Raw genomic sequence first — 21,419 nt, 5'->3', positions numbered from 1 at the left:
GCTCTCCCCCGCCGCCCGCGGCTCCGGGAGCGCCCGCAGGGGCGTGATATCCTCGCGCCGATGCTCCGCACGCCCCTCCACCAGAAGCACCTCGAGCTGGGCGCCAGGCTGGTGGAGTTCGCGGGGTACGAGATGCCGCTCCACTACCAGGGCGGCATCAACGAGGAGCACCTCGCGGTCAGGAGCGGCGTGGGCGCCTTCGACGTCTCGCACATGGCCGAGGTCAGGGTCTCCGGGCCCGAGGCCACGGCGTTCCTCTCCTACGCCACGCTCAACGACCCGGCCAGGCTGAGGGCGGGCCGCGGCCAGTACAGCATGCTGCCGAACGACTCCGGAGGCGTCGTCGACGACCTGTACGTCTACCGCGAGGGCGAGGACGAGTACCTGATCGTCGCCAACGCCGCGAACCGCCACGCCGTGGTGTCGCACCTGCGGCGCCTGGCCGAAGGGCGGGACGTCGCCGTGGAGGACGAGAGCGACGCGTGGGCGCTGATAGCGGTGCAGGGCCCCAGCGCGGCCCTGCTGCTCGACAGGCTCGTGGAGCCCGACCTGACCGAGGTGAAGCGCAACGCTACCGTCGACGCCGCGGTGTCAGGGGTCCCGGTGAGGCTCAGCCGCACCGGTTACACGGGCGAGGACGGCTTCGAGGTCTTCGTGCGGCCGGACGACGCCGCGGCGGTGTGGGACGTGGTCGTCGGCGCCGGCGCCACGCCGTGCGGCCTGGGCGCGCGCGACACGCTGCGCCTCGAGGCCGGGTTCCCCCTATACGGTCACGAGCTGACCGAGAGCACGAACCCCCTGTGCACCGACTTCGCCTGGGTCGTGAAGGACAAGCCCTTCCACGGACGCGAGGCCATGTGGGGCAGCGAGTGCCGTCGGCGCCTGGTGGGCATCAGGATGGTCGACAGGGCCATACCCCGCCAGGGCTACCGGGTCCTCGACAGGGACAGGAACACCGTCGGCGAGGTCAGCTCCGGGACGCTCTCGCCGCTCACGCGCGAGAGCATCGGCTTCGCCTGGGTGGACGCCGCCCACGCGGAGCCTGGCAGCCGTCTCTGGGTCGAGGTGCGCGGCCGGCCCATGGGCGCCGTCGTCGTGAAGCCGCCGTTCCACCAGAGGTGACGAGCACGGCGCGCGCCGCGGAGGCGAGCGCGGCTTGGAGGAGCAGCAGCATGAGAACGCCAGACGACCTTCGCTACGCCGAGACCCACGAGTGGGCGCGGAAGGACGACGACGGCACCGTCGTCGTGGGCGTCACCGACTACGCCCAGGACCAGCTGGGCGACGTCGTCTTCGTCGAGCTGCCAGAGGTCGGGCGCAAGGTCGCCAAGGGCGACGCGGTGGCCGTGATCGAGTCCGTGAAGACCGCCTCCGACATCTACGCCCCGGTGAGCGGCGAGGTCGTCGCCGTGAACTCCGCGCTCGAGACCAGGCCGGAGGCGATCAACGAGAGCCCGTACGAGGACGGCTGGCTGTTCAGCCTCGCGCCGTCGGCAGAGGACGAGTACGAGGGGCTCCTCGACGCCCAGGCCTACGCCGCCACCCTGGCCGAGGGGTGAGCGTGCGCTACCACCCGCACACGCCGGAGGACGAGCGCAGGGCGCTGGAGGCCATCGGCGCGGGCTCCATCGGGGAGCTGTTCGACGACCTGCCCGCCGAGCTGCGCGACCCGGAGATCGACCTCCCGCCCGGCATGGACGAGGCCGCGCTGCTCGAGCACATGCGCTCCCTGGCCGAGAGGAACCGCACCCGCGGGCCCGACTTCCTGGGCGGCGGCGTCAGGCGGCACTTCATCCCCAGCGTCACGCCCCACCTGGCCCTGCAGAGCGAGTTCGTCACGGCCTACACGCCGTACCAGCCCGAGGTCTCGCAGGGCATCCTGCAGGCGACCTTCGAGTACCAGACGATGATGTGCGAGCTCACGGGGCTCGACGTCAGCAACGCCTCGATGTACGACGGGGCGTCGGCCACGGCGGAGGCGGCGCTGCTGGCCGTGCGGCACACCCGCCGGGACCGCGTCGTCGTCAGCCGCGGCGTGCATCCCGAGACGCGCGCCGTCGTCGAGACGTACCTGCGGCCGCTCGGGGTCCGCATCGACGTCGCCGACCTCTCCCCCCTCACGACCGCGGACCTGCCCCTCGGCGACGACGTCGCCGGCGTGCTGGTGCAGCAGCCGAACTTCCTCGGCTACCTCGAGGAGATGCGTCGCCTCACCGACGCCGCCCACGCGGCGGGGGCGCTGATGGTCGCCGTCGTCGACCCGCTCTCGCTGGCCCTGCTCGCGCCGCCGGGCGCCTACGGCGCCGATGTCGCCGTCGGCGACGGGCAGACCCTCGGCAACCCGCCCTCCTTCGGCGGCCCCACGTTCGGCTTCATGGTCGTGCGCGAGGAGCTGCTGCGTCAGTTCCCCGGCCGCATCGTCGGCCAGACCACCGACGTCGACGGCCGGCGGGCGTTCGTGCTCACCCTGCAGGCGCGCGAGCAGCACATCCGCCGCAGCAAGGCGAAGTCGAACATCTGCACGAACCACCAGCTCACGGCGCTGATGGCCACCGTGAACGTGGCGGCACTGGGCCCCGAGGGCCTGCGCGAGGTCGCGGCCGGCACCGTCGAGCGCGCGCACGCGCTCGCGGAGCGGCTCACCGCGGCCGGCTTCGCGCCGCTCACGGGCAGCCGCTTCTTCGCCGAGTTCGTCCTGCCCGTGGCCGGGCCCGCCGACGAGGTGCGCGCGGCGCTGGCGCAGCGCGGCGTCCACGCCGGCGTGCCGGTGCCGGAGGAGTTCGGGCTCGGCGACGCCGTGCTGCTCGCGGCCACGGAGCGCGTGAGCGACGCGGACATCGACGCCCTGGTGGCGGCCCTCGACGAGGTGGGCGCGCGCCGCCCCGCGGCGGTGGCCCGTGGCTGACTTCCCCCTCGTCTACGAGCGGTCGAAGGCCGGCCGCCGCGGCGCCCAGCCGCCCGCCCCGCGCCGGTTCGACCTGGCCGGCGCCCTGGGCGAGGAGAACCTGCGCGAGGCGCCGCCCCGGCTGCCGGAGGTCTCCGAGCTCGACCTCGTGCGCCACTACACCCAGCTCGCGCACCGGCAGTTCTCGATCGACGCCAACTTCTACCCGCTCGGCTCCTGCACGATGAAGTACAACCCCAAGGTCAACGAGGAGGCCGCGAAGCTCTTCTCCGACCTTCATCCCTACCAGGCGCCGGAGACCGCCCAGGGCGCGCTGCAGCTGATGTACGAGCTCCAGCGCGACCTGTGCGCGATCACCGGCATGGACGCCTTCAGCCTCCAGCCCGCCGCCGGCGCGCACGGCGAGCTCGCCGGGGTGCTGATGATCCGCGCCTACCACGAGTCGCGCGGCGAGGGCGAGCAGCGGCGCGTCGTGCTGGTGCCGGACAGCGCCCACGGCACCAACCCCGCCACGGCGGCGATGGCCGGCTACGAGGTGCGCGAGGTGCCCACCGGCCCCGGGGGCGAGGTGGACCTGGAGGCCTACGAGGCTGAGATGGGCCCCCACGTGGCGGCCGTGATGCTCACGAACCCGAACACGCTAGGGCTGTTCGAGCGGCGCATCCTCGACCTCGCCCGCGTCGCTCACGCCGCCGGCGCCCTCCTCTACTACGACGGCGCCAACCTCAACGCGATCCTCGGCCGCGTGCGGCCCGGCGACATGGGCTTCGACGTCGTGCACCTCAACCTGCACAAGACGTTCACGACGCCCCACGGCGGCGGCGGGCCCGGCACAGGGCCCGTGGGCGTGAAGGCGCGCCTCGCGGAGTTCCTGCCCGTCCCCGTGATCGAGAGGCGTGGCGACGAGTACGTGGCCGTCGAGGACCGCCCGCGCTCCATCGGCCGCATGCGCAGCCACTTCGGGAACTTCGGGAACCTCGTGCGCGCCTACGCCTACATCAGGGCCCTGGGCCGCGAGGGCCTGAGGCAGGTCAGCGGCTACGCCGTCCTGAACGCGAACTACCTGCGCGTGAGGTTGAAACAGCTCGGCTTCAGGGTGCCCTTCGACCGCGTGAACATGCACGAGTTCGTGGCGCAGCCCCCCGAGGGCCTGCGGACGCTCGACGTCGCCAAGGCCCTGCTCGATCACGGCATGCACCCGATGACCGTCTACTTCCCGCTGACGGTCAAGGAGGCCATGATGATCGAGCCGACCGAGACGGAGCCGCTCGAGACGCTCGACGCCTACGTGGAGGCCCTGCGTCAGGTGCTGGAGCGCGCGGCGCGGGACCCCGACTACCTGCACGGCGCGCCGTACGACACGCCGGTGAGGCGCCTCGACGAGGTCAAGGCCGCGAGGCAGCCGGTGCTGCGCTACCGCTTCCCGGAGGACGAGGCCGCCTGATGAGGCGCGCCCACGCGACGCGTGCACGAGAAGGGGCGCCCGGCGGGGCGCCCCTGGTCCTTCTCCGGCGCTCGGCCCTAGCCGCAGCTGCCGCCCTCGGCGGGCGGAGGGGCGCCGTCGGTGCGGAAGCTGTGCCCGCAGCCGCACTCGGACGAGGCGTTGGGGTTGCGCACGCTGAAGCCCCCGCCCATGAGGTTCTCGACGAAGTCGACCTCGCTGCCGCGGAGGAGCGGCCAGGAGCGTTGGTCGACGACCAGCTGCACGCCGTTCGACTCGAACTCCCTGTCGCCCTCCAGGCGCTTGTCGTCGATCTTCATGCCGTACTGGTAGCCGCTGCAGCCGCCCGACTTCACGAAGATGCGCACGGCCGCGCCGGGGAGGCCGCTGCCGGCGAGGAGCTCGCGGGCGCGGCGGGCGCCGGCCTCGGTGAAGGTGACGCGCTCGAGTACCTCGGTGCCAGCCTGCATGCCGGAACTTATAGCACGCCTCGCGGGGCGTCCTCCGTCGCGGGGTTCTCCTCGGCGACGACCCCCTTGGCCGCCACACGTGCCGGCGGGCGCGGGGTATACTCTGTCTTCGGCCGCCGGTAGCGGCGCGCGACCGCCCGCGGGGGTATAGCTCAGTCGGTAGAGCGGCGGTCTCCAAAACCGTAGGTCGTGGGTTCGAGTCCTACTGCCCCCGCCACGTGCTGCACGGCGCTCCCCGTCCTCGGGGGGCGCCGTTCCCCATCGTGGGCCGGCCAGGGACCCGCCGGCCTGTCGAGCGTCCGTGGCCACGCCCCGACGGGGCCGCGCGCTGACGCCCCGCGGAGGCCGTTCGGGACGCGAGGGGTGGTATCTTGACCGCGTGATGCGAACCCCGGGTCCGGCGCCGCGCGCCCTCGTGGCCGCGCTGACGCTGCTGGCCCTCCTCGCGCTTCCGCCCGCGGTGGCGCAGCCGCCGCCCGCCGGCGTCCTGGGGGAGGTGTGGCTCGTCCCCATCGAGGGCGAGATCACTACCGCCACGACGGCGATCGTCCGCACCAGGGTCGCGCGCGCGAACGACCAGCGGCCGCTCGCCCTGGCGTTCTACATCGACACGCCGGGGGGCTCCGTCGACGCGATGCAGGACATCGTCGGACTGATCCTCCACGAGGCGCAGGTGCCCACGATCGCCGTCGTGCAGAACGCCTTCAGCGCCGGCGCGCTCATCGCCATGGCCGCAGAGCGCCTGGCGATGCTGCCCGGCTCCTCGATCGGCGCCGCGCTGCCCATCCTCGCCACGCCCACGGGCATCGCGCCCGTCGACGAGAAGTTCACGTCGGCGCTGCGGGGCGAGTTCCGCAGCGTGGCCGAGGCCCGCGGCCGCAACGCCACGGTGGCCGAGGGCATGGTCGACGAGAGCGTCGTGATCCCCGGGCTCTCCACCGCCACCGAGCTCGTGACGCTGACGGCCAGGCAGGCCGTCGAGCACGGCATCGCCGACGTCGAGGCCGCCACCGTGCCCGAGGCCCTCGAGAGCTTCGGCTACGGCGGCGTGCCCGTGCAGCGCCTCGAGCCGACCTTCGGCGAGCGCCTCGGCGCCTTCCTCTCCCGGCCCCTGCTCGCCGCCGTGCTGCTCGTGGTCGGGATCGGCGGGCTCCTCATCGAGATCTTCTCCCCCGGCTTCGGCGTGCCGGGCGCGATCGGCGTCGTCGCCCTGGCGGCCTTCGCCTACTCGGCGTTCGTGGCCACGCCCGCCGGACCCGTCGACCTGCTGCTGCTCGTGGCCGGCGTCGTGCTGCTGGCCGTCGAGGTGCTGGTGCTGCCCGGGTTCGGCCTGGCCGGGGTGCTGGGGCTCGTCGCGATGGTCTTCGCCGTCGTGCGCATCTTCGAGGAGAACAGCCTCTCGGTGATCGGCTACGGCGCGCTGATGGGCGGCGTGCTGCTGGCCGTCCTGCTGTGGATGCTGCCCAACAGCCGGGTGGCGTCGGCGTTCAGGCTGTCGACGCGCCTCGCCACGCCTACCGGGCCCACGGTCATCGCCGAGGACGTCCCCGACCTCCTGGGAGCGGTCGGCACCGCGCTGTCCGACCTGCGGCCGGCCGGCGTGGCCCGGTTCGGCTCGTCGCGGGTCGACGTCGTCTCGGAGGGCGACTACGTGCCCGCGGGGAGCCGCATCAGGGTGCTGCGCGTCGAGGGCAACCGCGTGACCGTGCGTGCTGTGGACGCGGACCAGGCCGCCTCGGGCGGCGCTGCCACCGCTGAAGGCGGCGACTCGCTCGCCGCAGACTCAGACCCGGCCGGACCGGGCCGTGAGGAGAGCTGATGGACGTACCGCTGATCATCCTAGCCGGCGCCATAATCCTCTTCTTCATCATCCTCTTCTCGATCATCCCGATCGGGCTGTGGATATCGGCGATCGCCGCCGGCGTCAAGGTGAGCCTCGTCAGCCTGGTGGCCATGCGCCTGCGGCGCGTGCCGCCGCATCGGATCATCCTGCCGCTCATCAAGGCCGACAAGGCGGGCATCGAGGTCAGCCAGAACCAGCTCGAGGCCCACTACCTGGCGGGCGGCAACGTCGACAGGGTCGTCGACGCGCTCATCGCCGCCGACAAGGCGCGCATCGCCCTGCCGTTCGACAGGGCCGCGGCCATCGACCTCGCGGGACGCGACGTGCTCGACGCCGTGCGCGTCTCCGTGAACCCGCGGGTGATCCAGACGCCGAACGTCTCGGCCGTCGCCAAGGACGGCATCGAGCTCATCGCCACCGCGCGCATCACGGTGCGCGCGAACCTCGAGCGCCTGGTCGGCGGCGCCGGCGAGGAGACGATCATCGCGCGCGTCGGCGAGGGCGTCGTCTCGTCGATCGGCTCGACGCTGTCGCACAAGGGCGTGCTGGAGAACCCAGACATCATCTCGAAGACCGTGCTGGCCAAGGGCCTCGACTCGGGCACGGCGTTCGAGATCCTCTCGATCGACATCGCCGACGTGAACGTCGGGCGCAACATCGGCGCCCAGCTCCAGACCGACCAGGCCGAGGCCGACAAGCGCGTGGCCCAGGCCAAGGCCGAGGAGCGCCGCGCCATGGCCGTCGCCGCCGAGCAGGAGAACAGGGCCCGCGTCGAGGAGATGCGCGCCAAGGTCGTGGAGGCCGAGGCGCAGGTGCCGCTGGCGATCGCCGAGGCGTTCCGCTCCGGGAACATCGGCGTGATGGACTACTACCAGCTACAGAACATCCAGTCCGACACGACGATGCGCGGGAACATCGCCCGCGCCGCCGAAGAGGACGGCGCCTGAGGCCATGGACCTCGACACGATCCTCGGCGTCCTGTTCTTCGTCGTCTTCGTCGTGCTCCCGCTGTTCTCGGGGGCGCGGAGGGGCGGACGGGGTCGCACGCGTCCGGGGACGGGGCGCTCCGCCGGGCAGGGGCGCGGGGCCGGGGCGCCCACGGCGTCGACCGGCGCCGACGAGCCGCCGGTCACGCTCGCCGAGATAAGGAGGCGGGTCGAGGAGGCGCAGAGGCGCGAGGAGCAGCGGGCGCGCCTGCGCGAGGCGGCCGGCACGCGGGCCAGCACCGCCAGGCCCGGCTCGCTGGTGTCGAGCGACCCGTTCGAGGGCCGGCTGGTGAGCGCACCCGAGCGCCGGCTCTCCGACCTCGGCCGGACCGCGGGCGGTGGCGTTCCGGAGGCCGCCGGGCAGCCGGCGGAGCGGTACGTCATCGGGCCGGAGGGCGCGGTCCCCGACGCCTACCCCACCGGCGGCTACGTGATCGGCCGCGAGGGCGCCCCGCCGCCCGCGCAGCGTCCGGCCGACGCGATCCTGGGGCGGGAGGGCGCCCTGCCGCCCGGGCAGCGTCCTTCCGACACCATCCTGGGGCGCGAGGGCGCGCCGCCCTCCTCGCGACGCGGCGCCACGGTCCTGGGGCGCGAGGGCATGGGCGGGGTCGAGGGCGTCGGCGGCGTGGAGGGCGTGGGGGGCCGCCCGCCCACCGTCGGCGGGCTCGGCCGCGAGGGCGGCCGGCGCGGACCGCGCCCCTCCGTGGCGCCCCTGGTGGGCGTCTCGCGGCGCGACAGGCGCAGCGCCAGGGCCGCGGCGGCCGAGATCGGCAAGGAGCCGCCCGTCGACGGCATGCGACCGGTCGCGGGGCCCGGTGGGGCTACACTGGGCCGCGCTTGGGCGCTGCGTACGGACAGGGGGAGCATCCTCGCCGGCCTGGTCTGGCACGAGGTGCTGAGCCGCCCGCGGGCGCTCCGCCACTGGAGGGAAAGATAGCGACCTCACTGACACTGAAGCTGAAGAGCCCGGCCGAGGCCCTTTCGCTGTACGGCAAGAACGACGAGAACCTGAAGCTGCTCCGGCAGAAGCTCCGCGCCAAGGTGGTGGCGCGCGGCGACGAGCTCAAGCTCGTGGGCGACGAGCCCGCCGTGAGGGAGGCGGAGGCCACGTTCCGCAGCCTGCTCGACGCGATACGCAGCGGCTCGGAGCCGAGCCTGGCCGAGATCGAGTTCGGCGCCTTCGACGGGTCCGCCGAGGCCCCCGGGAACGGCGAGGCGACCGACGCCCCGCGGCTGCCCGGACGCGCGCGGCCCAAGACAGCCGGCCAGCGACGCTACGTGAAGGCCATCGCCGACAACCCCATCACCTTCGGCCTGGGTCCGGCCGGCACGGGCAAGACCTACCTGGCCGTGGCGATGGCCGTGGAGGCCCTGGGCGCGAACCGGGTCAAGCGCATCATCCTGACGCGCCCGGCCGTGGAGGCCGGGGAACGCCTCGGCTTCCTGCCCGGCGACCTGCAGGCGAAGATCGACCCCTACCTCAGGCCGCTCTACGACGCGCTCTACGACATGCTGCCGGCCGACAGGGTCGAGCGCCTGCTCGAGCAGGGCACGATCGAGGTGGCGCCGCTGGCGTTCATGCGCGGACGCACCCTCAACGACGCCTTCATCATCCTCGACGAGGCCCAGAACACGACGCCAGAGCAGATGAAGATGTTCCTCACGCGCATGGGCTTCAACAGCAAGGTCGTGGTCACCGGCGACACGACGCAGGTCGACCTGCCCGGCTCGGTGCAGAGCGGGCTCAAGGTCGCCCGGTCGATACTCAGGGACATCGAAGGGATCAGCTTCATCGAGTTCAGCAAGGCCGACGTCGTGCGCCACCCGCTGGTCGCGCAGATCATCCTGGCCTATGAGCAGCACGCCTGACAGGAAGAGGCGCTCCCAGACGGGCTTCTGGCTCCTGGCCACGGCTCTGGCCCTGGTGCTGGCGCTGCTGCTCTACTCGGTCTACGGCCTGAGGCAGCGCACGCCGCTGAGGCTGGGCGAGCCGAGCCCGCAGACGTTCGTCGCCCCGGTGGCGACCGAGGTCGTCGACCTCCTGGCCACGCAGCGTCAGCGGCAGGCCGCCAGGGCGCAGATCGAGACCGTCCACACCGTCGACACCGAGCTGCGCGACCTCGTGATCGCCAGCATCGCCGCCTCCGGCCTGCCGAGCGAGTCGGCGGCCGTCGTCATCGACGCCTACCAGGACCCGAACGGCGTGCGCGCGGACCAGATCGACGACGTCACGGAGGCGGCGGTCGCGGTCGCGCCGCCCGAGCGGCAGCGCGAGGTGCGCATCGTGCTCGAGCGCCGGCTCGTGGCCACGGCGCTGCCCGACGAGGTGCTGACCCAGGCCGCGCGCGACGCCGCCGCCGAGGCGATAAGGCCGGTGATGCAGACCCTCGCCGCCGGCGAGGTCATCGTCGAGGAGGGCGAGCCGCTCACCGAGGACCACCTGCGCGTGCTCGACAGGCTGGGCCTCTACAGCGCCAGCGCCGACGCCGCCACCCAGACGGTCTGGATCGTGATCGGCTGCCTGGCGCTGGCCCTGCTGCTAACGGCGCCCCTCGTAATCGGGCGCGACTACGTGCGCTCGCGGGTCACGGGGAACCAGCTCGCGTTCCTCATCGCCACGACCGCCGTGGTCGTGGGCGTGCAGCGGCTGGCCGTCGAGGCCTCGCCGCACTTCCTCTTCGCGCCGCTGGCCCCGCTCGTCGTCGCGGCGCTGCTGGGCACCGCGCCGGGCCTGGCGTGGTCGGCGTGGACCGCCGTGGTGGTCGGCCTGCTGGTGCCGGCGGCGCCGCTGCAGGCCCTGATCGCCACCTTGGTCGGCTCCGTCGCCGCCTCGCTCCTCGTGCAGGCCAGGCGCACGCGCCTCTCCGTGGCCCTGGCCGGCCTCGCCGGCGGCGCGATCGCCGGGCTGGCCACCTACGCCACGGTGCTCGTGACCGGCGGCATGAGCACGGCCGAGGCCGCGGCCGCCGCCGGCCTCGTGATCGTCGGGGGCGCGCTGGCCGGCGTGGTCGCGCTCGGCCTGCTGCCCGTCGCCGAGAGCGTGTTCTCGTTCCTCACCGACTTCAGGCTGCTCGAGCTCTCGAGCCCCACGAACCCGCTGCTGCAGCTCCTCGTCACCGAGGCGCCGGGCACCTACCAGCACAGCCTGATCATCTCGAACCTCGTCGAGCAGGCCGTGAAGAACATCGGCGGCAACGCGCTCCTCGCGCGCGTCGGGGCGCTGTTCCACGACGTCGGCAAGACGCGCCGGCCGCAGTTCTTCATCGAGAACCAGTTCAGCGGCGAGAACCCGCACGACAACCTCAGCCCGCACCTCAGCTACCTGATCGTGACGAGCCACGTGCGCGACGGCATCGAGCTGGCGCGCCAGTACGGCCTGCCCCGCGAGCTCGAGCCGTTCATCGCCGAGCACCACGGCACCACGGTCCTCAGCTACTTCTACAAGCGGGCGCTCGAGGAGGGGAAGGTCGAGGAGCTGAACTTCCGCTACCCCGGCCCGAAGCCGCGCAGCAAGGAGACCGCCGTGCTCATGCTCGCCGACTCGATCGAGTCGGCGTCGCGGACGCTCCAGGACCCCAGCCCGGCGGCGATCCGCGGGCTCATCGACAGGATCGTCGAGCAGAGGCAGCAGGACGGCCAGTTCGCCGAGAGCCACCTGAACTTCACCGACCTCGAGGTCATCTCGAACACCTTCGAGCGCATGCTCACCGCGGTCCTGCACCGCCGCGTCAGCTACCCCAGCGCCGAGGAGATCCGCGGGCTCAAGGTCGCGCGCGGCGTCGTCGGCGACGGCTCTCCCGTCCGCGAGGGCGGGGCGGGCGCCAAGGGGCGCGAGGAGGTGAGCGGTGCCCGTCGAGGCGATAGACGAGACAGGCCGCTACCCACGCGCTAGCGAGGTGGCCGCCGTGCTCGAGAACCTGCTTGCCGAGTGGGGTCAGGGCGCGCGCGAGGTCACGCTGGTCCTCGTCGACGACGCGAAGATCGCGCACCTGAACGAGCGCGACCGCGGCGTGCCTGGACCCACCGACGTGCTCTCCTACCCCACCTCGGAGCCCACCGACGTGGGCTTCCCCGCCGTGCCGCACCTCGGCGACGTCGTCGTCAGCCTCGACACCGCCGCGCGGCAGGCCGCCGCCGCCGGTCACGACCTCGACACCGAGGTCGCCACGCTGGCGGCCCACGGGCTCACCCACCTGCTGGGCCACGACCACGTCACCGAGGAGGAGTGGCGGCCCTTCGTCGCAGCCCAGGAGCGGGCCGTCGCCCTGCTCAGCGCCGTCGTCGGTTCCCCGGAGGAGTGATGGTATTGGACAGAGCCCGACTAGGGAGGTCGTTCGCCGTGGCCGGCGCCGGGTTGGCGCGGGCCTGGGCCACCCAGCCGAACCTGCGCATCGAGGCCGCGATCGGCCTGGCCGCGCTCGTGGCGGCCGCCTGGCTGCGAGCCCCGGCGGCGCCGATCGTGCTCGCCAGCGCCCTGGTGCTGGCGCTGGAGCTGACGAACAGCGCCGTGGAGGCCGTGGTGGACCTCGCCTCGCCCGACCACCAGCCGCTGGCCGGCACGGCCAAGGACCTGGCCGCCGCGGCGGTGCTCACGGCCTCCATAGGCGCGGTCCTGGTGGGGCTCGTCGTGCTCGGCCCTCCCCTGCTGACGCGCTTGGGCGACTGGCTGGGAGCGGCGTGAGCGCCGGGCGGGCGAACGGGGCGTTGCCGGCCGGCGTGCCCGCCGACCTCCTGGCCGCGGCCAGGAGGGCCCAGGCCAACGCCTACGCGCCCTACTCGCGCTTCGCCGTCGGCGCGGCGGTGCGGGCCGACGACGGCAGCGTCCACGCCGGGGCCAACGTCGAGAACGCGAGCTTCGGCCTCACGCGGTGCGCCGAGCAGTCGGCCGTGCAGGCGATGGTGACGGCGGGGCGGCGGCGCTTCAGCCAGGTCGTGGTGTACACGGAGACCGACGAGCCGGCCTCGCCTTGCGGGGCCTGCCGACAGGTGCTGTTCGAGTTCGCGCCGGACGCCGAGGTGTACCTCGTGAACCACCGCGGGGAGGCCGTGAGGACGACGGTGGAGGCGCTGATCCCCGGCGCGTTCGGACCCCAGAAGCTGCCGTCCTGAACGGATAAACTCGCCTCTCCACCGGCCTCAGCCTTCTCACCGGTGCTGGTTATACTGCCGCGACATGCCGATGAGCGCGCACTTTCCTACCCGCCTCCTCGTCGTCCTGGGGGCGGCTCTCCTCAACCTCGCCGCCGCGCAGGTGACCCGCGTCGCTGTCTTCCCGTTCGACGCGGCCGCCGCGACGCAGGCCTACCAACTGGGCCTCTCGACCGCCCTGCAGCGGTCCCTGAACCAGCTGCCCAACGTCTACGCGCCGCCGGTCGGCGACGTGGCCCTGGTGGCGAACAAGGCCGTCGACGCCGAGACCGACGTGAACGAGACCGTCGCCCGGCTGTTCGACGCCGGCGCGCTCGTCACCGGCCAGGTGTCGCTCGGCGGCGGCGGCGCGCAGGCCACCGTCAACGTCCAGATCGCCGGCGACGTGCAGACCGTCCAGGCCAGCGGGTCTGACCCGTCCGAGCTGGCCGTCGCGGTCGCCGAGCAGGTGGCGCGCATCGTCGCCCCCGACGCCGACCTGGAGCGCGTGCGCGCGGCGGCGGCGCAGACCCCATCGCTGCCGAGCCTCGGCCCCACCGGCCTCTCCGCCTCCGGCCTGCCGGGCGCCAACGTCACCGACCTGGCCGCGGCGGCCGACCTCGACGCCGACTCGGCCTGGGTGCTCAGCGAGTACGCCAAGGCCACCGCGCTCGCCGGCGACCTGCAGACCGCCGCCGACATCGCCGCCCGCGCCGCCGAGGCCGCGCCCGAGGACGCCGAGGTGCAGGCGACGGCGGGCGTCGTGCTGCGCTCGGCCGGACGGGCCGAGGAGGCCGCGGCCGCCTTCGCCCGCGCGCTGGAGACGAACCCGGCCCACGCCATCGCGCTGGCGGGGCGCGCGTCCCTGCCCGAGCAGACCGAGGCCGACCCCGCCGGCGACCTGCAGGCCGCCATCGCCGCCTACCCGCGCTTCGTCGACGCCCACCTGCGTCTCGCCGAGCGCGAGAGCGACCCGGTGCGGAGGCTGCAGGCGCTGCGCCGCGGCGAGCGCTACGCGCCCGAGTCGGTGCTGCTCCGCGGCACGATCGTCGACCTGCTGGTGCGCAACGACGAGGCCGACGGCGCCCTCGACTACCTCGCGCAGGCGGTGTCCGACCCGCTGTCCCGGTCGGCCGCCCTCTACGCGCTGGCCCGCCAGCTCCCCGCCTCCCACGCCGATCGGGCCCTGGAGCTCGTCGCCCAGGGCGAGGAGCTCTACCCCGACAGCGCCGAGCTGAAGGTCGCGCGCGCCGACCTGCTCGTGAAGGCCGGCCGGCCGGCCGAGGCCGCCGAGCTCCTCCGGCCCGTCTACGAGGCGAACCCGAACGACCGCGAGGTGGGCGGCATGCTGGCCGTGGCGCTGGCGCGCAGCGGCGACCTGGGCGGCGCCCAGGAGGTATTCGAGGCGCAGCGCGGCACCGGTCCGCAGGTCGACCGCGCGCTGGCGGAGGTCTACCTCGCCGCGGGGCGCGCCGCCGGGGCTCTCGAGCTGCTCGAGCCCCTCGCCCAGGACGCTCCCGACGACGCCCAGCTCCAGGCCCTCTACGGCACGGCGCTCGTGCGGATGGGCCGGCTCGACGACGGACGCGCCGCGCTGCAGCGCGCCCTCGAGCTCGACGAGGACAACGCGCTCGCCCAGCGCAGCCTCTCGCTGCTGGAGCAGCAGGCCGAGCTGACGGGAGACGCCGACGTGACCTTCAACGAGGAGGCCGGCGTGGCCTTCCAGCAGGGCCTCTACGCGCTCGACGTCGAGGACTACATCGCCGCCAGGGACGCGTTCGGTCGCTCGCTGGCCGCGCAGGAGGACAACCCGCTGGCGGCCTTCTACCGCGGCTACGCCAGGCAGCTCACCGGCGACCACCGCGGCGCGATCGCCGACTACCAGACGGCCCTGGAGGCGTTCGGGGAGAGCGACATCGTCCTCAACAACATCGGCTACGCCTACCTCCAGCTCGGCCGCTACGACATGGCCCTGCAGAACCTCAGGCGGGCCGTCGCCGCCAACGGCGAGAACGCCCAGGCGCACCTGAACCTCGGCCTGGTCCAGATGTCGCTGCGGAACTACCAGCAGGCGCTCGAGGAGCTCGAGACCGCCGTCGAGCTCGACCCGGGCCTGGGGCCGAGCCTCGAGGAGCTCATCGCCACGGCGCGCGAGCGGGCCGGGCAGTAGGGCGTCCGCGGGCCGTCACGCGGCGGCCCGGCGCTAGCATGGGCGAGATGGTCATCAGGGAAGAAGTCAGGCGCCTGCCGGCCTACCGGTTCACGCCTCACGCGCAGCCGGTGAAGCTCGACCAGAACGAGGCGCCCGACGACGCGCCGGAGCTGGCGCGCGCCGTCGCCGAGCGCGTCGCGTCCGCGGCCCTCAACCGCTACCCGCCGCTGCACCCGGTCGACCTCGAGCGGGCCCTGGCCGAGCGGCACGGCTGGCCGGCCGAGGGCGTCGTGACCGCCAACGGCTCGAACGTGCTGATCCAGGCCCTGGCCATCGCGGCCGGCATCGGGCGCAGCGTGCTCACCGTGGCGCCGACCTTCGCCGTCTACGCCGCGCAGGCGCGGGTCCTGGGGGCCGAGCTCGTCGAGGTGCCGCTGGGACCCGGCTTCTCCCTGCCCGAGGCGCCGCTGACGCGCGCCCTGGAGGGGCGCTCCGGCGTCGCCTTCCTCGCCGACCCCGCCGCGCCGACGGGCAACGCGCTCGACCCCGCGGGCCTGGCGCGCCTCGCGCGCGCCGCGCACGCCAGCGGGCGCTGGCTCACCGTCATCGACGAGGCCTACGCCGAGTTCGCCGGGCTCGACCACGACGACCTGGCGCGCGAGCTCGACAGCGTCGTGCGCCTGCGCACGTTCTCGAAGGCGGCCGGCCTCGCCGGCGCGCGCCTCGGCTACGCGCTCGCGTCGCCGGACGTGGCCGTCCACCTGCGCAAGGTCCTGCTCCCCTTCTGCGTCGGCTCGGTGCAGGTCGCGGCCGGCCTGGCGGTCCTCGAGCGCCAGGACCTCGTGGCGGCGCGCGTCGCCACCGTGCGCGCCGAGCGCGCCAGGCTCGCGGCGGCGCTGGAGCGGCTGCCTGGCGTGGCGGTCTTCCCCAGCGTCACGAACTTCCTGCTCTTCAGGGTCGACGACGCGGAGCGCGTGCACTCCGGCCTCTTGGAGAGGGGCGTCGTCGTGAGGCGCCAGGACCACCTGCCCGGCCTCGGCGGCTGCCTGCGCGTGACGGTGGGCCTGCCCGGCGAGAACCACGCGTTCCTCGCGGCGCTAGAGGGCGTGCTCGCGGTGGAGGCGGCCCGTGGCTAGGCGCGCCGACGTGGAGAGGACGACGAGCGAGACGCGCGTGAGCGTCTCCCTCGACCTCGACGCGCCGCCAGCCTCCACCGCCCCCGCGGCGTCCACCGGGCACGGCTTCCTCGACCACCTCCTGGAGCAGCTCGCGCGGCACGGGCGCTTCGCGCTGCAGGTCGCCGGCGAGGGCGACCTGCACGTCGACGTCCACCACCTCGCCGAGGACGTCGGCATCACGCTGGGACAGGCCGTGGGCCGGGCGCTGGGCGCGCGCGAGGGCATCGAGCGCTACGGGGACGCCTTCGCGCCGATGGACGAGACGCTGGCGCACGTGGTCATCGACCTCTCCGGCCGGCCCTACCTGGCGTTCGAGCCGCGCGGCTTCGCCGGAGACGTGGGCGGCTTCAGCGCCTACCACCTGCGCGAGCTCCTCAGGGGCTTCGCGAACCACGCCGGCGCCACCGTGCACGTGCGCGTCCTGGCCGGCGAGGAGACCCACCACGTCTGCGAGGCCGTCATGAAGGCGTTCGCGCGGGCGCTGGGCGCCGCGACGCGCGTCACCCACTCCGCGCTGCCGTCCACGAAGGGCGTGCTGTGATGGCGCAGGCCGCGGTGCGCACCGCCGTCATCGACTACGGGGCCGGCAACATCCACAGCATCGCGAGGGCGCTGTCCCTGGCCGGACTGTCGCCGATCGTCGCGACGGACCCAGGCCAGGCCGAGGGCGCCGAGCTGCTGGTGCTGCCCGGCCAGGGCCGGTTCGGCCAGGTCGCCACGATGTTCAGGGCGTCCGGCTTCGAGCCGCTGGTGCGCGAGCACATCGCCGCCGGCCGGCCGTTCCTGGGGATCTGCGTCGGCCTGCAGATTCTCCTCGAGGGCTCGGAGGAGGACCCCGGCGTCCCCGGCCTGGGCGTCGTGCCCGGCGAGGTCAAGCGCTTCCGCGGGCGCGTCAGGGTGCCGCACATGGGCTGGAACCGCCTGTGGCCGACCGGCGAGCCGGCGCTGCTGCGCGGCGTCCCGCCCGGCGCCTACGCCTACTTCGCGAACTCTTACTACGCCGTCCTGCACGGCACCGCCGCGCAGGCGCCCGGCGCCGACACCAGCTACGGCGGCACCACGTTCAGGAGCGCGTTCTCCCTGGGGAACGTGCACGCCACGCAGTTCCACCCGGAGAAGAGCCAGGCCGTGGGCTGGCGCGTGCTGGCGAACGTCAGGCGGGCCGCGGCAGAAAGGAGCGCGGCGTGAGCCCGCGGCGGCTCCTCGCCGCCCTGGCCGCGCTGAGCCTGAGCCTCGCCGCGGCACAGGGCGAGTGGGCCGTGCAGGTCGTCGCCCTGCGCGACTACCGCGAGGCCCAGGCGGCGAGCGCGCAGCTCCTGGCGCTGGGGTTCCCCTCCTACCTCGAGTTCGCCATGAACCAGGGCCGCCAGTTCGTGCGCGTGAGGGTCGGCTGCTACACGAGCCGCGAGGCCGCCGAGGCGATGGCCGCGGCGCTCCGCGGGCACGTCACCGCCGACGCGCAGCCGGTGGAGCTCAGCCCCGGCGCGGCCGTACCCGGCTGCACCGAGGAGAGCGTGGGGTTCCTCAGCGGCTACGACTGGGAGCTCGTCGACGGCACCGGGCCCGTCGCCTTCGGCGTCTCGGTCGCCGGCGTGCCCGCCACCGTCGTGCACGACGGCGAGCGCTGGCGCATGGTGCAGCAGGGCGAGCCCCCGCCGGGCCTGAGCCTCGCCGCCGCGACCGGCGACGTGGTGCAGCGCAGCGTGGGCGGTGTCGCGTTCGCGGTGCTGGAGGACGGCGGCGAGGACGTCGTGCTCTGCCCTGGGCACCTGGTGGCACGGGTCGGCGGCGTGGCGATCGTCGAGCGCGGCGACGTCATGGTCGCCTGCCGCTGGCTGGCGGGGGCGGGCTCGTGAGCCCGCACTTCGTGGTCCTCACGGGCGTCAGCGGGTCGGGCAAGACGACCGCGCTGCACGCGCTCGAGGACATCGGCTTCTTCACCGTCGACAACGTGCCGCCCCAGCTCTGGCCGCAGCTCGTGAGGCTGCTCGCCGACGAGGTCAAGGGCGTGGCGGTGGGCATCGACATACGCGCCGGCCACTACCTCGCGGACGCGCCGCGGGCGATCGCCGACCTGAGGGCTGGCGGCTTCTCGCCCCAGGTCGTCTACCTCGACGCCAACGACGACGTGCTCGTGCGGCGCTACAACTTCACGCGGCGCACGCACCCGATCTCGCAGGGCACGCTCACGGCCGACCTGGCCACCGAGCGCAAGGCGCTGGAGCCGCTGCGGGGGCTCGCGCAGGAGGTCATCGACACGACCGCCACCTCGGCCCGCGCCCTCACGCAGAAGATCAGGGAGCGCTTCCAGACCGGAGACGGCTTCCTGCTGAGGCTCGTCTCGTTCGGCTTCAAGCGCGGCGTGCCGACCGACGCCGACACGGTGCTCGACGTCCGGGGCCTGCCCAACCCCTACTACGACGAGTTCCTCCGCCGTCTCCCGGGCACCGACGAGCGCGTCCAGGCGTACGTGTTCACGCCCGAGGCGCTGGAGACGTACAGCCAGCTCCGCAGCCTGGTGAGGACGCTGACGGGCCAGGCTGCCGGCGCGGCCGGACGCTCCGCCTACACCGTCGCGATCGGCTGCACTGGGGGCCAGCACCGCTCCGTGGCGGTCGCCGAGCGCCTCAGCCACGACCTGGCCGACGGTCTGCGCACGGTGGTCCAGCACCGCGACCTCGACCTGGCGCTGAGCGAGCACGGGGAGCCGGCCGAGGAGGCGGCGGGATGAAGGCGCGGCGCACCGGCCTAGACGCCTGGCGTCTGTGGCTGCTCCCCGGCATGGGCGTGAAGCGCCACGTGGCGCTGGCGGTGCTGGGCGGGCTGGTCATGGTCCTCGGCGTGATCGGGGCGGTGCTGTGGTGGTTCAACGAGCGGCGCGAGACGCTGGCCCAGCCCATCGAGAGCGTCCTCGTGTCGACGCCCTGGCGGCAGATGGGCGGCTGGACGTCTCTGGTGCTGGTCGTGGCCGGCATAGCCATCGCCACGGCGGCCGTGGGACGGCTGAACCGCTCCCTGCTCTCGAACTGGATGCCGCGGCCGCAGGACGCCGCCGAGCTCCTCTACCGGCGGGTGACGCTGGGGCGCGGGCCCAAGGTCGTGATCCTCGGCGGGGGCACCGGCACCTCGAACCTCCTCAGGGGCCTGCGCGAGCACACCTCGAACCTCACCGCCGTCGTGGCCGTGAGCGACGACGGCGGCAGCTCCGGCCGCCTGCGCCGGGCGTTCGACATGCCCGCCCCGGGAGACCTCACCGACTGCCTGGCGGCGCTGTCGAACCGCGAGTCGAGCCTGAGCCGCCTCCTCCAGCACCGCTTCGAGCGCGGCGACGAGCTGCGCGGTCACACGTTCGGGAACCTGCTGATCACGACGCTGCGGGAGTTCGAGGGCGACTTCGGGCAGGCGCTGCGCGTGCTCAACGAGCTCCTGGACCTCTCGGGCGCCGTCTACCCCGCCACCACCGAGCCGGTGACGCTCGAGGTCACGAAGCGCGACGGCACCGTGGTGCGCGGCGAGAGCGCCGTGCGCGAGGTGGACGGACCGGTGAGGTCGGTCGCGCTCGTCCCGTCGTCGCCGACCACGCTGCCCGAGGTGGAGCTGGCGATCCTCGAGGCCGACCTCATCGTCCTGGGCCCCGGGAGCCTCTTCACCAGCACGATCCCGCCGCTGCTCGTGCCCGGCGTGCGGAGCGCGCTGGCCCGCGCCGGCGGCAGCGTCGTCTACGTCGCGAACATCATGACGGAGGCCGGCGAGACCGACGGCCTCGACGCGTTCGACCACGTCGCGGCGCTCATGGAGCACGGCGCCCGCCGACCCGACCTGGTGGTCGTGAACGAGACGGCCCTCGACGAGCGCCGCCTGAGGGCCTACGCCGCCGAGCGTGCCGAGCCCGTCAGGTTCGCCCGCCGGCGCTTCGAGGACGCCGGCATCGCCGTCGAGACGTTGCCGCTGCTGTGCGAGGGCGACCTCGCCCAGCACGACAGCGCGCTGCTGGCGCGGGCGCTGGTCCGCATCGCCAGGGAAGCCAGGGCGCAGGCCGCCGCCGAGCAGCGCCCGCCCCTCTTGGGAGCGCACACGTGAACCTCATCACCCTCGCCGCCGCCGCGGCGCTGAGGCTGCTCGACCCGACAGGCGACGCCGCAGGCGACGGCACCCTCATGCCGCCCACGTCGCCCGCCTACGCCAACGCCTCGTTGTTCGACCTCCAGGAGGTCGCCCTCACGCCCGGCGCGGCCGAGGGCGAGCCCACGACACTCACCGTGGCGATGGGCTCGATCGAGCTGAGCGACGCGTTGCCCGCGGGCTTCAACCGCGTGGTCGTCGACGTCTACGTCGACGCCGGCGAGGGGGGCGCCGAGGCCACGCTCCGCGGCCCGGCGCTGCTGATGCCGGCCGGACGCGGCTGGGAGCACGTCGTGCGGATCTCGCCGCGCGGGGCGTTCGGGGCGTCAGCGCCGCCGAGCGAGGACGCGCCCGTCGCGTGGCAGCCGCTGGCGCTGACCATCGAGGGCGACGTCTTCGTCGTTACCCTGCCATGGGAGCTCGGGGCCGACGCCGACGTCTACGCCGTCAGCGGCCTCTACGACGCGTTCTCGCCGACAGACTGGCGCGAGCTCTCCGCATCGCCCTCGCCGTGGTCGTTCTCGAGCGCGGCGCAGCTCGCTCCCGTCGTCGACGTTCTCGCCGCCGACCAAGACACGCAGGTGCGCGTGCTCACGCGCGGCCTGCTGCAGCCGCCGGTGCGCCCCCGCGGCACCGGCCTGCCCTGGCTGCTGCTGGCCTTCACCGGCGTGGTCATCGCGCTGTTCGGCCTGTGGCTCAGGCGCCGCGTGCCCGCCGCGTCGGCCGCCGAAGTGGCGGCGGAGGCGCCGGGGACCGCGGCGCTGGAGCCTGCGGAGCCCGCGGCCTTAGCGCCGGGTCCGGCCTCCGAGGAGGGCGCGGCGCCGGGTACGGCCGAGCGGGCCGTCGAGGAGACGTCGGGTGCCGAGCAGGGGGACGTGCGCCCGGTCCAGCCCCAGCCCGTGGGGGCCGCCGCGGCAGCGGAGACCGCGCCGGAGGGCGAGGACGCGACGGCCCCGGAGGGCGAGACCGAGGATGGCTCGGAGGAGGAGCTCGGCACCGCGGCCGAGCCGCCGGAGGACGGACCGCGGGCGGCAGCGCTGGGCGACGGCTGGACGGACGACGGGGACGAGGCCGCGGAGGACGACCTAGCGGGCTTCGTCCCGGGCGAGCCGAGCCGCCCCCGCGAGCTGCGCGTGGAGCACAGCGACGAGGAAGAGGCCTAGCGGGCCCCGGCTCCGGTCAGCACTAAGGGTGC

Annotated in this window: 21 protein-coding genes and 1 tRNA gene; 21 read left to right on the top strand and 1 reads right to left on the bottom strand. The window is 74.0% G+C overall.

Translation table 11 applies throughout. The features are described from left to right. Positions 1–60: 60 nt before the first annotated feature. Genes gcvT through gcvPB form a run of 4 tightly spaced genes read left to right on the top strand, consistent with a single transcriptional unit; the run spans position 61 to position 4,349 of the window. A complete protein-coding gene (gene gcvT / locus VF202_01915) occupies positions 61–1,122 on the top strand; it encodes a glycine cleavage system aminomethyltransferase GcvT (GenBank protein HEX7038851.1) in 1,062 nt (353 codons plus the stop codon). Between the two features lie 50 nt (positions 1,123–1,172). Continuing rightward, positions 1,173–1,559 (top strand): glycine cleavage system protein GcvH, encoded by a 387-nt coding sequence (gcvH, locus tag VF202_01910; protein ID HEX7038850.1) that lies wholly within the window; start codon positions 1,173–1,175, stop codon positions 1,557–1,559. Beyond that, the gene (gcvPA, locus tag VF202_01905; GenBank protein ID HEX7038849.1) at positions 1,556–2,905 is read left to right on the top strand and encodes an aminomethyl-transferring glycine dehydrogenase subunit GcvPA; all 1,350 of its coding nucleotides are present in this window, start codon (positions 1,556–1,558) and stop codon (positions 2,903–2,905) included. The genes gcvH and gcvPA overlap by 4 nt, the downstream gene beginning before the upstream one ends. After that, complete coding sequence (gcvPB, locus tag VF202_01900; GenBank protein ID HEX7038848.1) at positions 2,898–4,349, top strand: aminomethyl-transferring glycine dehydrogenase subunit GcvPB; 1,452 nt, start codon at positions 2,898–2,900, stop codon at positions 4,347–4,349. The genes gcvPA and gcvPB overlap by 8 nt, the downstream gene beginning before the upstream one ends. 77 nt (positions 4,350–4,426) lie before the next feature. On the opposite strand, the gene VF202_01895 is transcribed toward gcvPB, so the two are convergent. Next, positions 4,427–4,816 carry an iron-sulfur cluster assembly accessory protein gene (locus VF202_01895; GenBank protein HEX7038847.1) on the bottom strand — a complete coding sequence of 130 codons (390 nt, stop codon included), beginning with the start codon at positions 4,814–4,816 and terminating at the stop codon, positions 4,427–4,429. A gap of 141 nt (positions 4,817–4,957) precedes the next feature. Here VF202_01895 and VF202_01890 point away from each other — a divergent pair. The 17 genes from VF202_01890 to VF202_01810 all read left to right on the top strand — a co-directional run bounded on the left by VF202_01890 (position 4,958) and on the right by VF202_01810 (position 21,387). Next, positions 4,958–5,033 (top strand) — tRNA-Trp (locus tag VF202_01890). Between the two features lie 165 nt (positions 5,034–5,198). Continuing rightward, positions 5,199–6,635, top strand: a complete 1,437-nt coding sequence (locus VF202_01885) for an NfeD family protein (protein HEX7038846.1) — start codon at positions 5,199–5,201, stop codon at positions 6,633–6,635. Beyond that, a complete protein-coding gene (floA, locus tag VF202_01880) occupies positions 6,635–7,606 on the top strand; it encodes a flotillin-like protein FloA (protein HEX7038845.1) in 972 nt (323 codons plus the stop codon). The genes VF202_01885 and floA overlap by 1 nt, the downstream gene beginning before the upstream one ends. Before the next feature lie 4 nt (positions 7,607–7,610). Then, a complete protein-coding gene (locus VF202_01875) occupies positions 7,611–8,582 on the top strand; it encodes a hypothetical protein (protein ID HEX7038844.1) in 972 nt (323 codons plus the stop codon). A gap of 107 nt (positions 8,583–8,689) precedes the next feature. Then, a complete protein-coding gene (locus tag VF202_01870) occupies positions 8,690–9,514 on the top strand; it encodes a PhoH family protein (GenBank protein ID HEX7038843.1) in 825 nt (274 codons plus the stop codon). Further along, positions 9,498–11,537 carry an HDIG domain-containing protein gene (locus VF202_01865; protein ID HEX7038842.1) on the top strand — a complete coding sequence of 680 codons (2,040 nt, stop codon included), beginning with the start codon at positions 9,498–9,500 and terminating at the stop codon, positions 11,535–11,537. The genes VF202_01870 and VF202_01865 overlap by 17 nt, the downstream gene beginning before the upstream one ends. 13 nt (positions 11,538–11,550) lie before the next feature. Further along, positions 11,551–11,946, top strand: coding sequence for an rRNA maturation RNase YbeY (ybeY, locus tag VF202_01860; GenBank protein HEX7038841.1), 396 nt, complete (start codon positions 11,551–11,553; stop codon positions 11,944–11,946). Between the two features lie 5 nt (positions 11,947–11,951). Next, positions 11,952–12,326 (top strand): diacylglycerol kinase, encoded by a 375-nt coding sequence (locus VF202_01855; protein HEX7038840.1) that lies wholly within the window; start codon positions 11,952–11,954, stop codon positions 12,324–12,326. Continuing rightward, a complete protein-coding gene (cdd, locus tag VF202_01850; GenBank protein HEX7038839.1) occupies positions 12,323–12,754 on the top strand; it encodes a cytidine deaminase in 432 nt (143 codons plus the stop codon). The genes VF202_01855 and cdd overlap by 4 nt, the downstream gene beginning before the upstream one ends. A gap of 64 nt (positions 12,755–12,818) precedes the next feature. Next, complete coding sequence (locus tag VF202_01845; protein HEX7038838.1) at positions 12,819–14,942, top strand: tetratricopeptide repeat protein; 2,124 nt, start codon at positions 12,819–12,821, stop codon at positions 14,940–14,942. A 47-nt stretch (positions 14,943–14,989) separates the two neighbouring features. Next, the gene (locus VF202_01840) at positions 14,990–16,060 is read left to right on the top strand and encodes a histidinol-phosphate transaminase (protein HEX7038837.1); all 1,071 of its coding nucleotides are present in this window, start codon (positions 14,990–14,992) and stop codon (positions 16,058–16,060) included. Then, the gene (hisB, locus tag VF202_01835) at positions 16,053–16,643 is read left to right on the top strand and encodes an imidazoleglycerol-phosphate dehydratase HisB (GenBank protein ID HEX7038836.1); all 591 of its coding nucleotides are present in this window, start codon (positions 16,053–16,055) and stop codon (positions 16,641–16,643) included. The genes VF202_01840 and hisB overlap by 8 nt, the downstream gene beginning before the upstream one ends. Further along, positions 16,643–17,290, top strand: coding sequence for an imidazole glycerol phosphate synthase subunit HisH (gene hisH / locus VF202_01830; protein HEX7038835.1), 648 nt, complete (start codon positions 16,643–16,645; stop codon positions 17,288–17,290). The genes hisB and hisH overlap by 1 nt, the downstream gene beginning before the upstream one ends. Beyond that, positions 17,287–17,958, top strand: a complete 672-nt coding sequence (locus VF202_01825; GenBank protein ID HEX7038834.1) for an SPOR domain-containing protein — start codon at positions 17,287–17,289, stop codon at positions 17,956–17,958. The genes hisH and VF202_01825 overlap by 4 nt, the downstream gene beginning before the upstream one ends. After that, on the top strand, positions 17,955–18,833 hold the full coding sequence (rapZ, locus tag VF202_01820; GenBank protein ID HEX7038833.1) for an RNase adapter RapZ: 879 nt from the start codon (positions 17,955–17,957) through the stop codon (positions 18,831–18,833). Before VF202_01825 ends, rapZ begins: the two co-directional genes overlap by 4 nt. After that, the gene (yvcK, locus tag VF202_01815; protein ID HEX7038832.1) at positions 18,830–20,182 is read left to right on the top strand and encodes a uridine diphosphate-N-acetylglucosamine-binding protein YvcK; all 1,353 of its coding nucleotides are present in this window, start codon (positions 18,830–18,832) and stop codon (positions 20,180–20,182) included. The genes rapZ and yvcK overlap by 4 nt, the downstream gene beginning before the upstream one ends. Beyond that, positions 20,179–21,387 (top strand): glucodextranase DOMON-like domain-containing protein, encoded by a 1,209-nt coding sequence (locus VF202_01810; GenBank protein HEX7038831.1) that lies wholly within the window; start codon positions 20,179–20,181, stop codon positions 21,385–21,387. The genes yvcK and VF202_01810 overlap by 4 nt, the downstream gene beginning before the upstream one ends. The last annotated feature ends 32 nt before the right edge of the window (positions 21,388–21,419 follow it).

The organism is Trueperaceae bacterium (assembly GCA_036381035.1).
In the GTDB taxonomy this organism is placed as follows: Bacteria; Deinococcota; Deinococci; order Deinococcales; family Trueperaceae; genus DASRWD01.
The sequence above is the reverse complement of the archived record's forward strand: the minus strand, read 5'-3'. Positions and strand labels throughout refer to the sequence as shown.

Bases quoted from the DNA above. Each gene is read 5' to 3' on its own strand.
- gcvT (HEX7038851.1), top strand. From the start codon at position 61: ATGCTCCGCACGCCCCTCCACCAGAAGCACCTCGAGCTGGGCGCCAGG.
- gcvH (HEX7038850.1), top strand. From the start codon at position 1,173: ATGAGAACGCCAGACGACCTTCGCTACGCCGAGACCCACGAGTGGGCG.
- VF202_01895 (HEX7038847.1), bottom strand. From the start codon at position 4,816: ATGCAGGCTGGCACCGAGGTACTCGAGCGCGTCACCTTCACCGAGGCC.
- VF202_01885 (HEX7038846.1), top strand. From the start codon at position 5,199: ATGCGAACCCCGGGTCCGGCGCCGCGCGCCCTCGTGGCCGCGCTGACG.
- floA (HEX7038845.1), top strand. From the start codon at position 6,635: ATGGACGTACCGCTGATCATCCTAGCCGGCGCCATAATCCTCTTCTTC.
- VF202_01875 (HEX7038844.1), top strand. From the start codon at position 7,611: ATGGACCTCGACACGATCCTCGGCGTCCTGTTCTTCGTCGTCTTCGTC.
- VF202_01865 (HEX7038842.1), top strand. From the start codon at position 9,498: ATGAGCAGCACGCCTGACAGGAAGAGGCGCTCCCAGACGGGCTTCTGG.
- VF202_01845 (HEX7038838.1), top strand. From the start codon at position 12,819: ATGCCGATGAGCGCGCACTTTCCTACCCGCCTCCTCGTCGTCCTGGGG.
- VF202_01840 (HEX7038837.1), top strand. From the start codon at position 14,990: ATGGTCATCAGGGAAGAAGTCAGGCGCCTGCCGGCCTACCGGTTCACG.
- hisH (HEX7038835.1), top strand. From the start codon at position 16,643: ATGGCGCAGGCCGCGGTGCGCACCGCCGTCATCGACTACGGGGCCGGC.
- yvcK (HEX7038832.1), top strand. From the start codon at position 18,830: ATGAAGGCGCGGCGCACCGGCCTAGACGCCTGGCGTCTGTGGCTGCTC.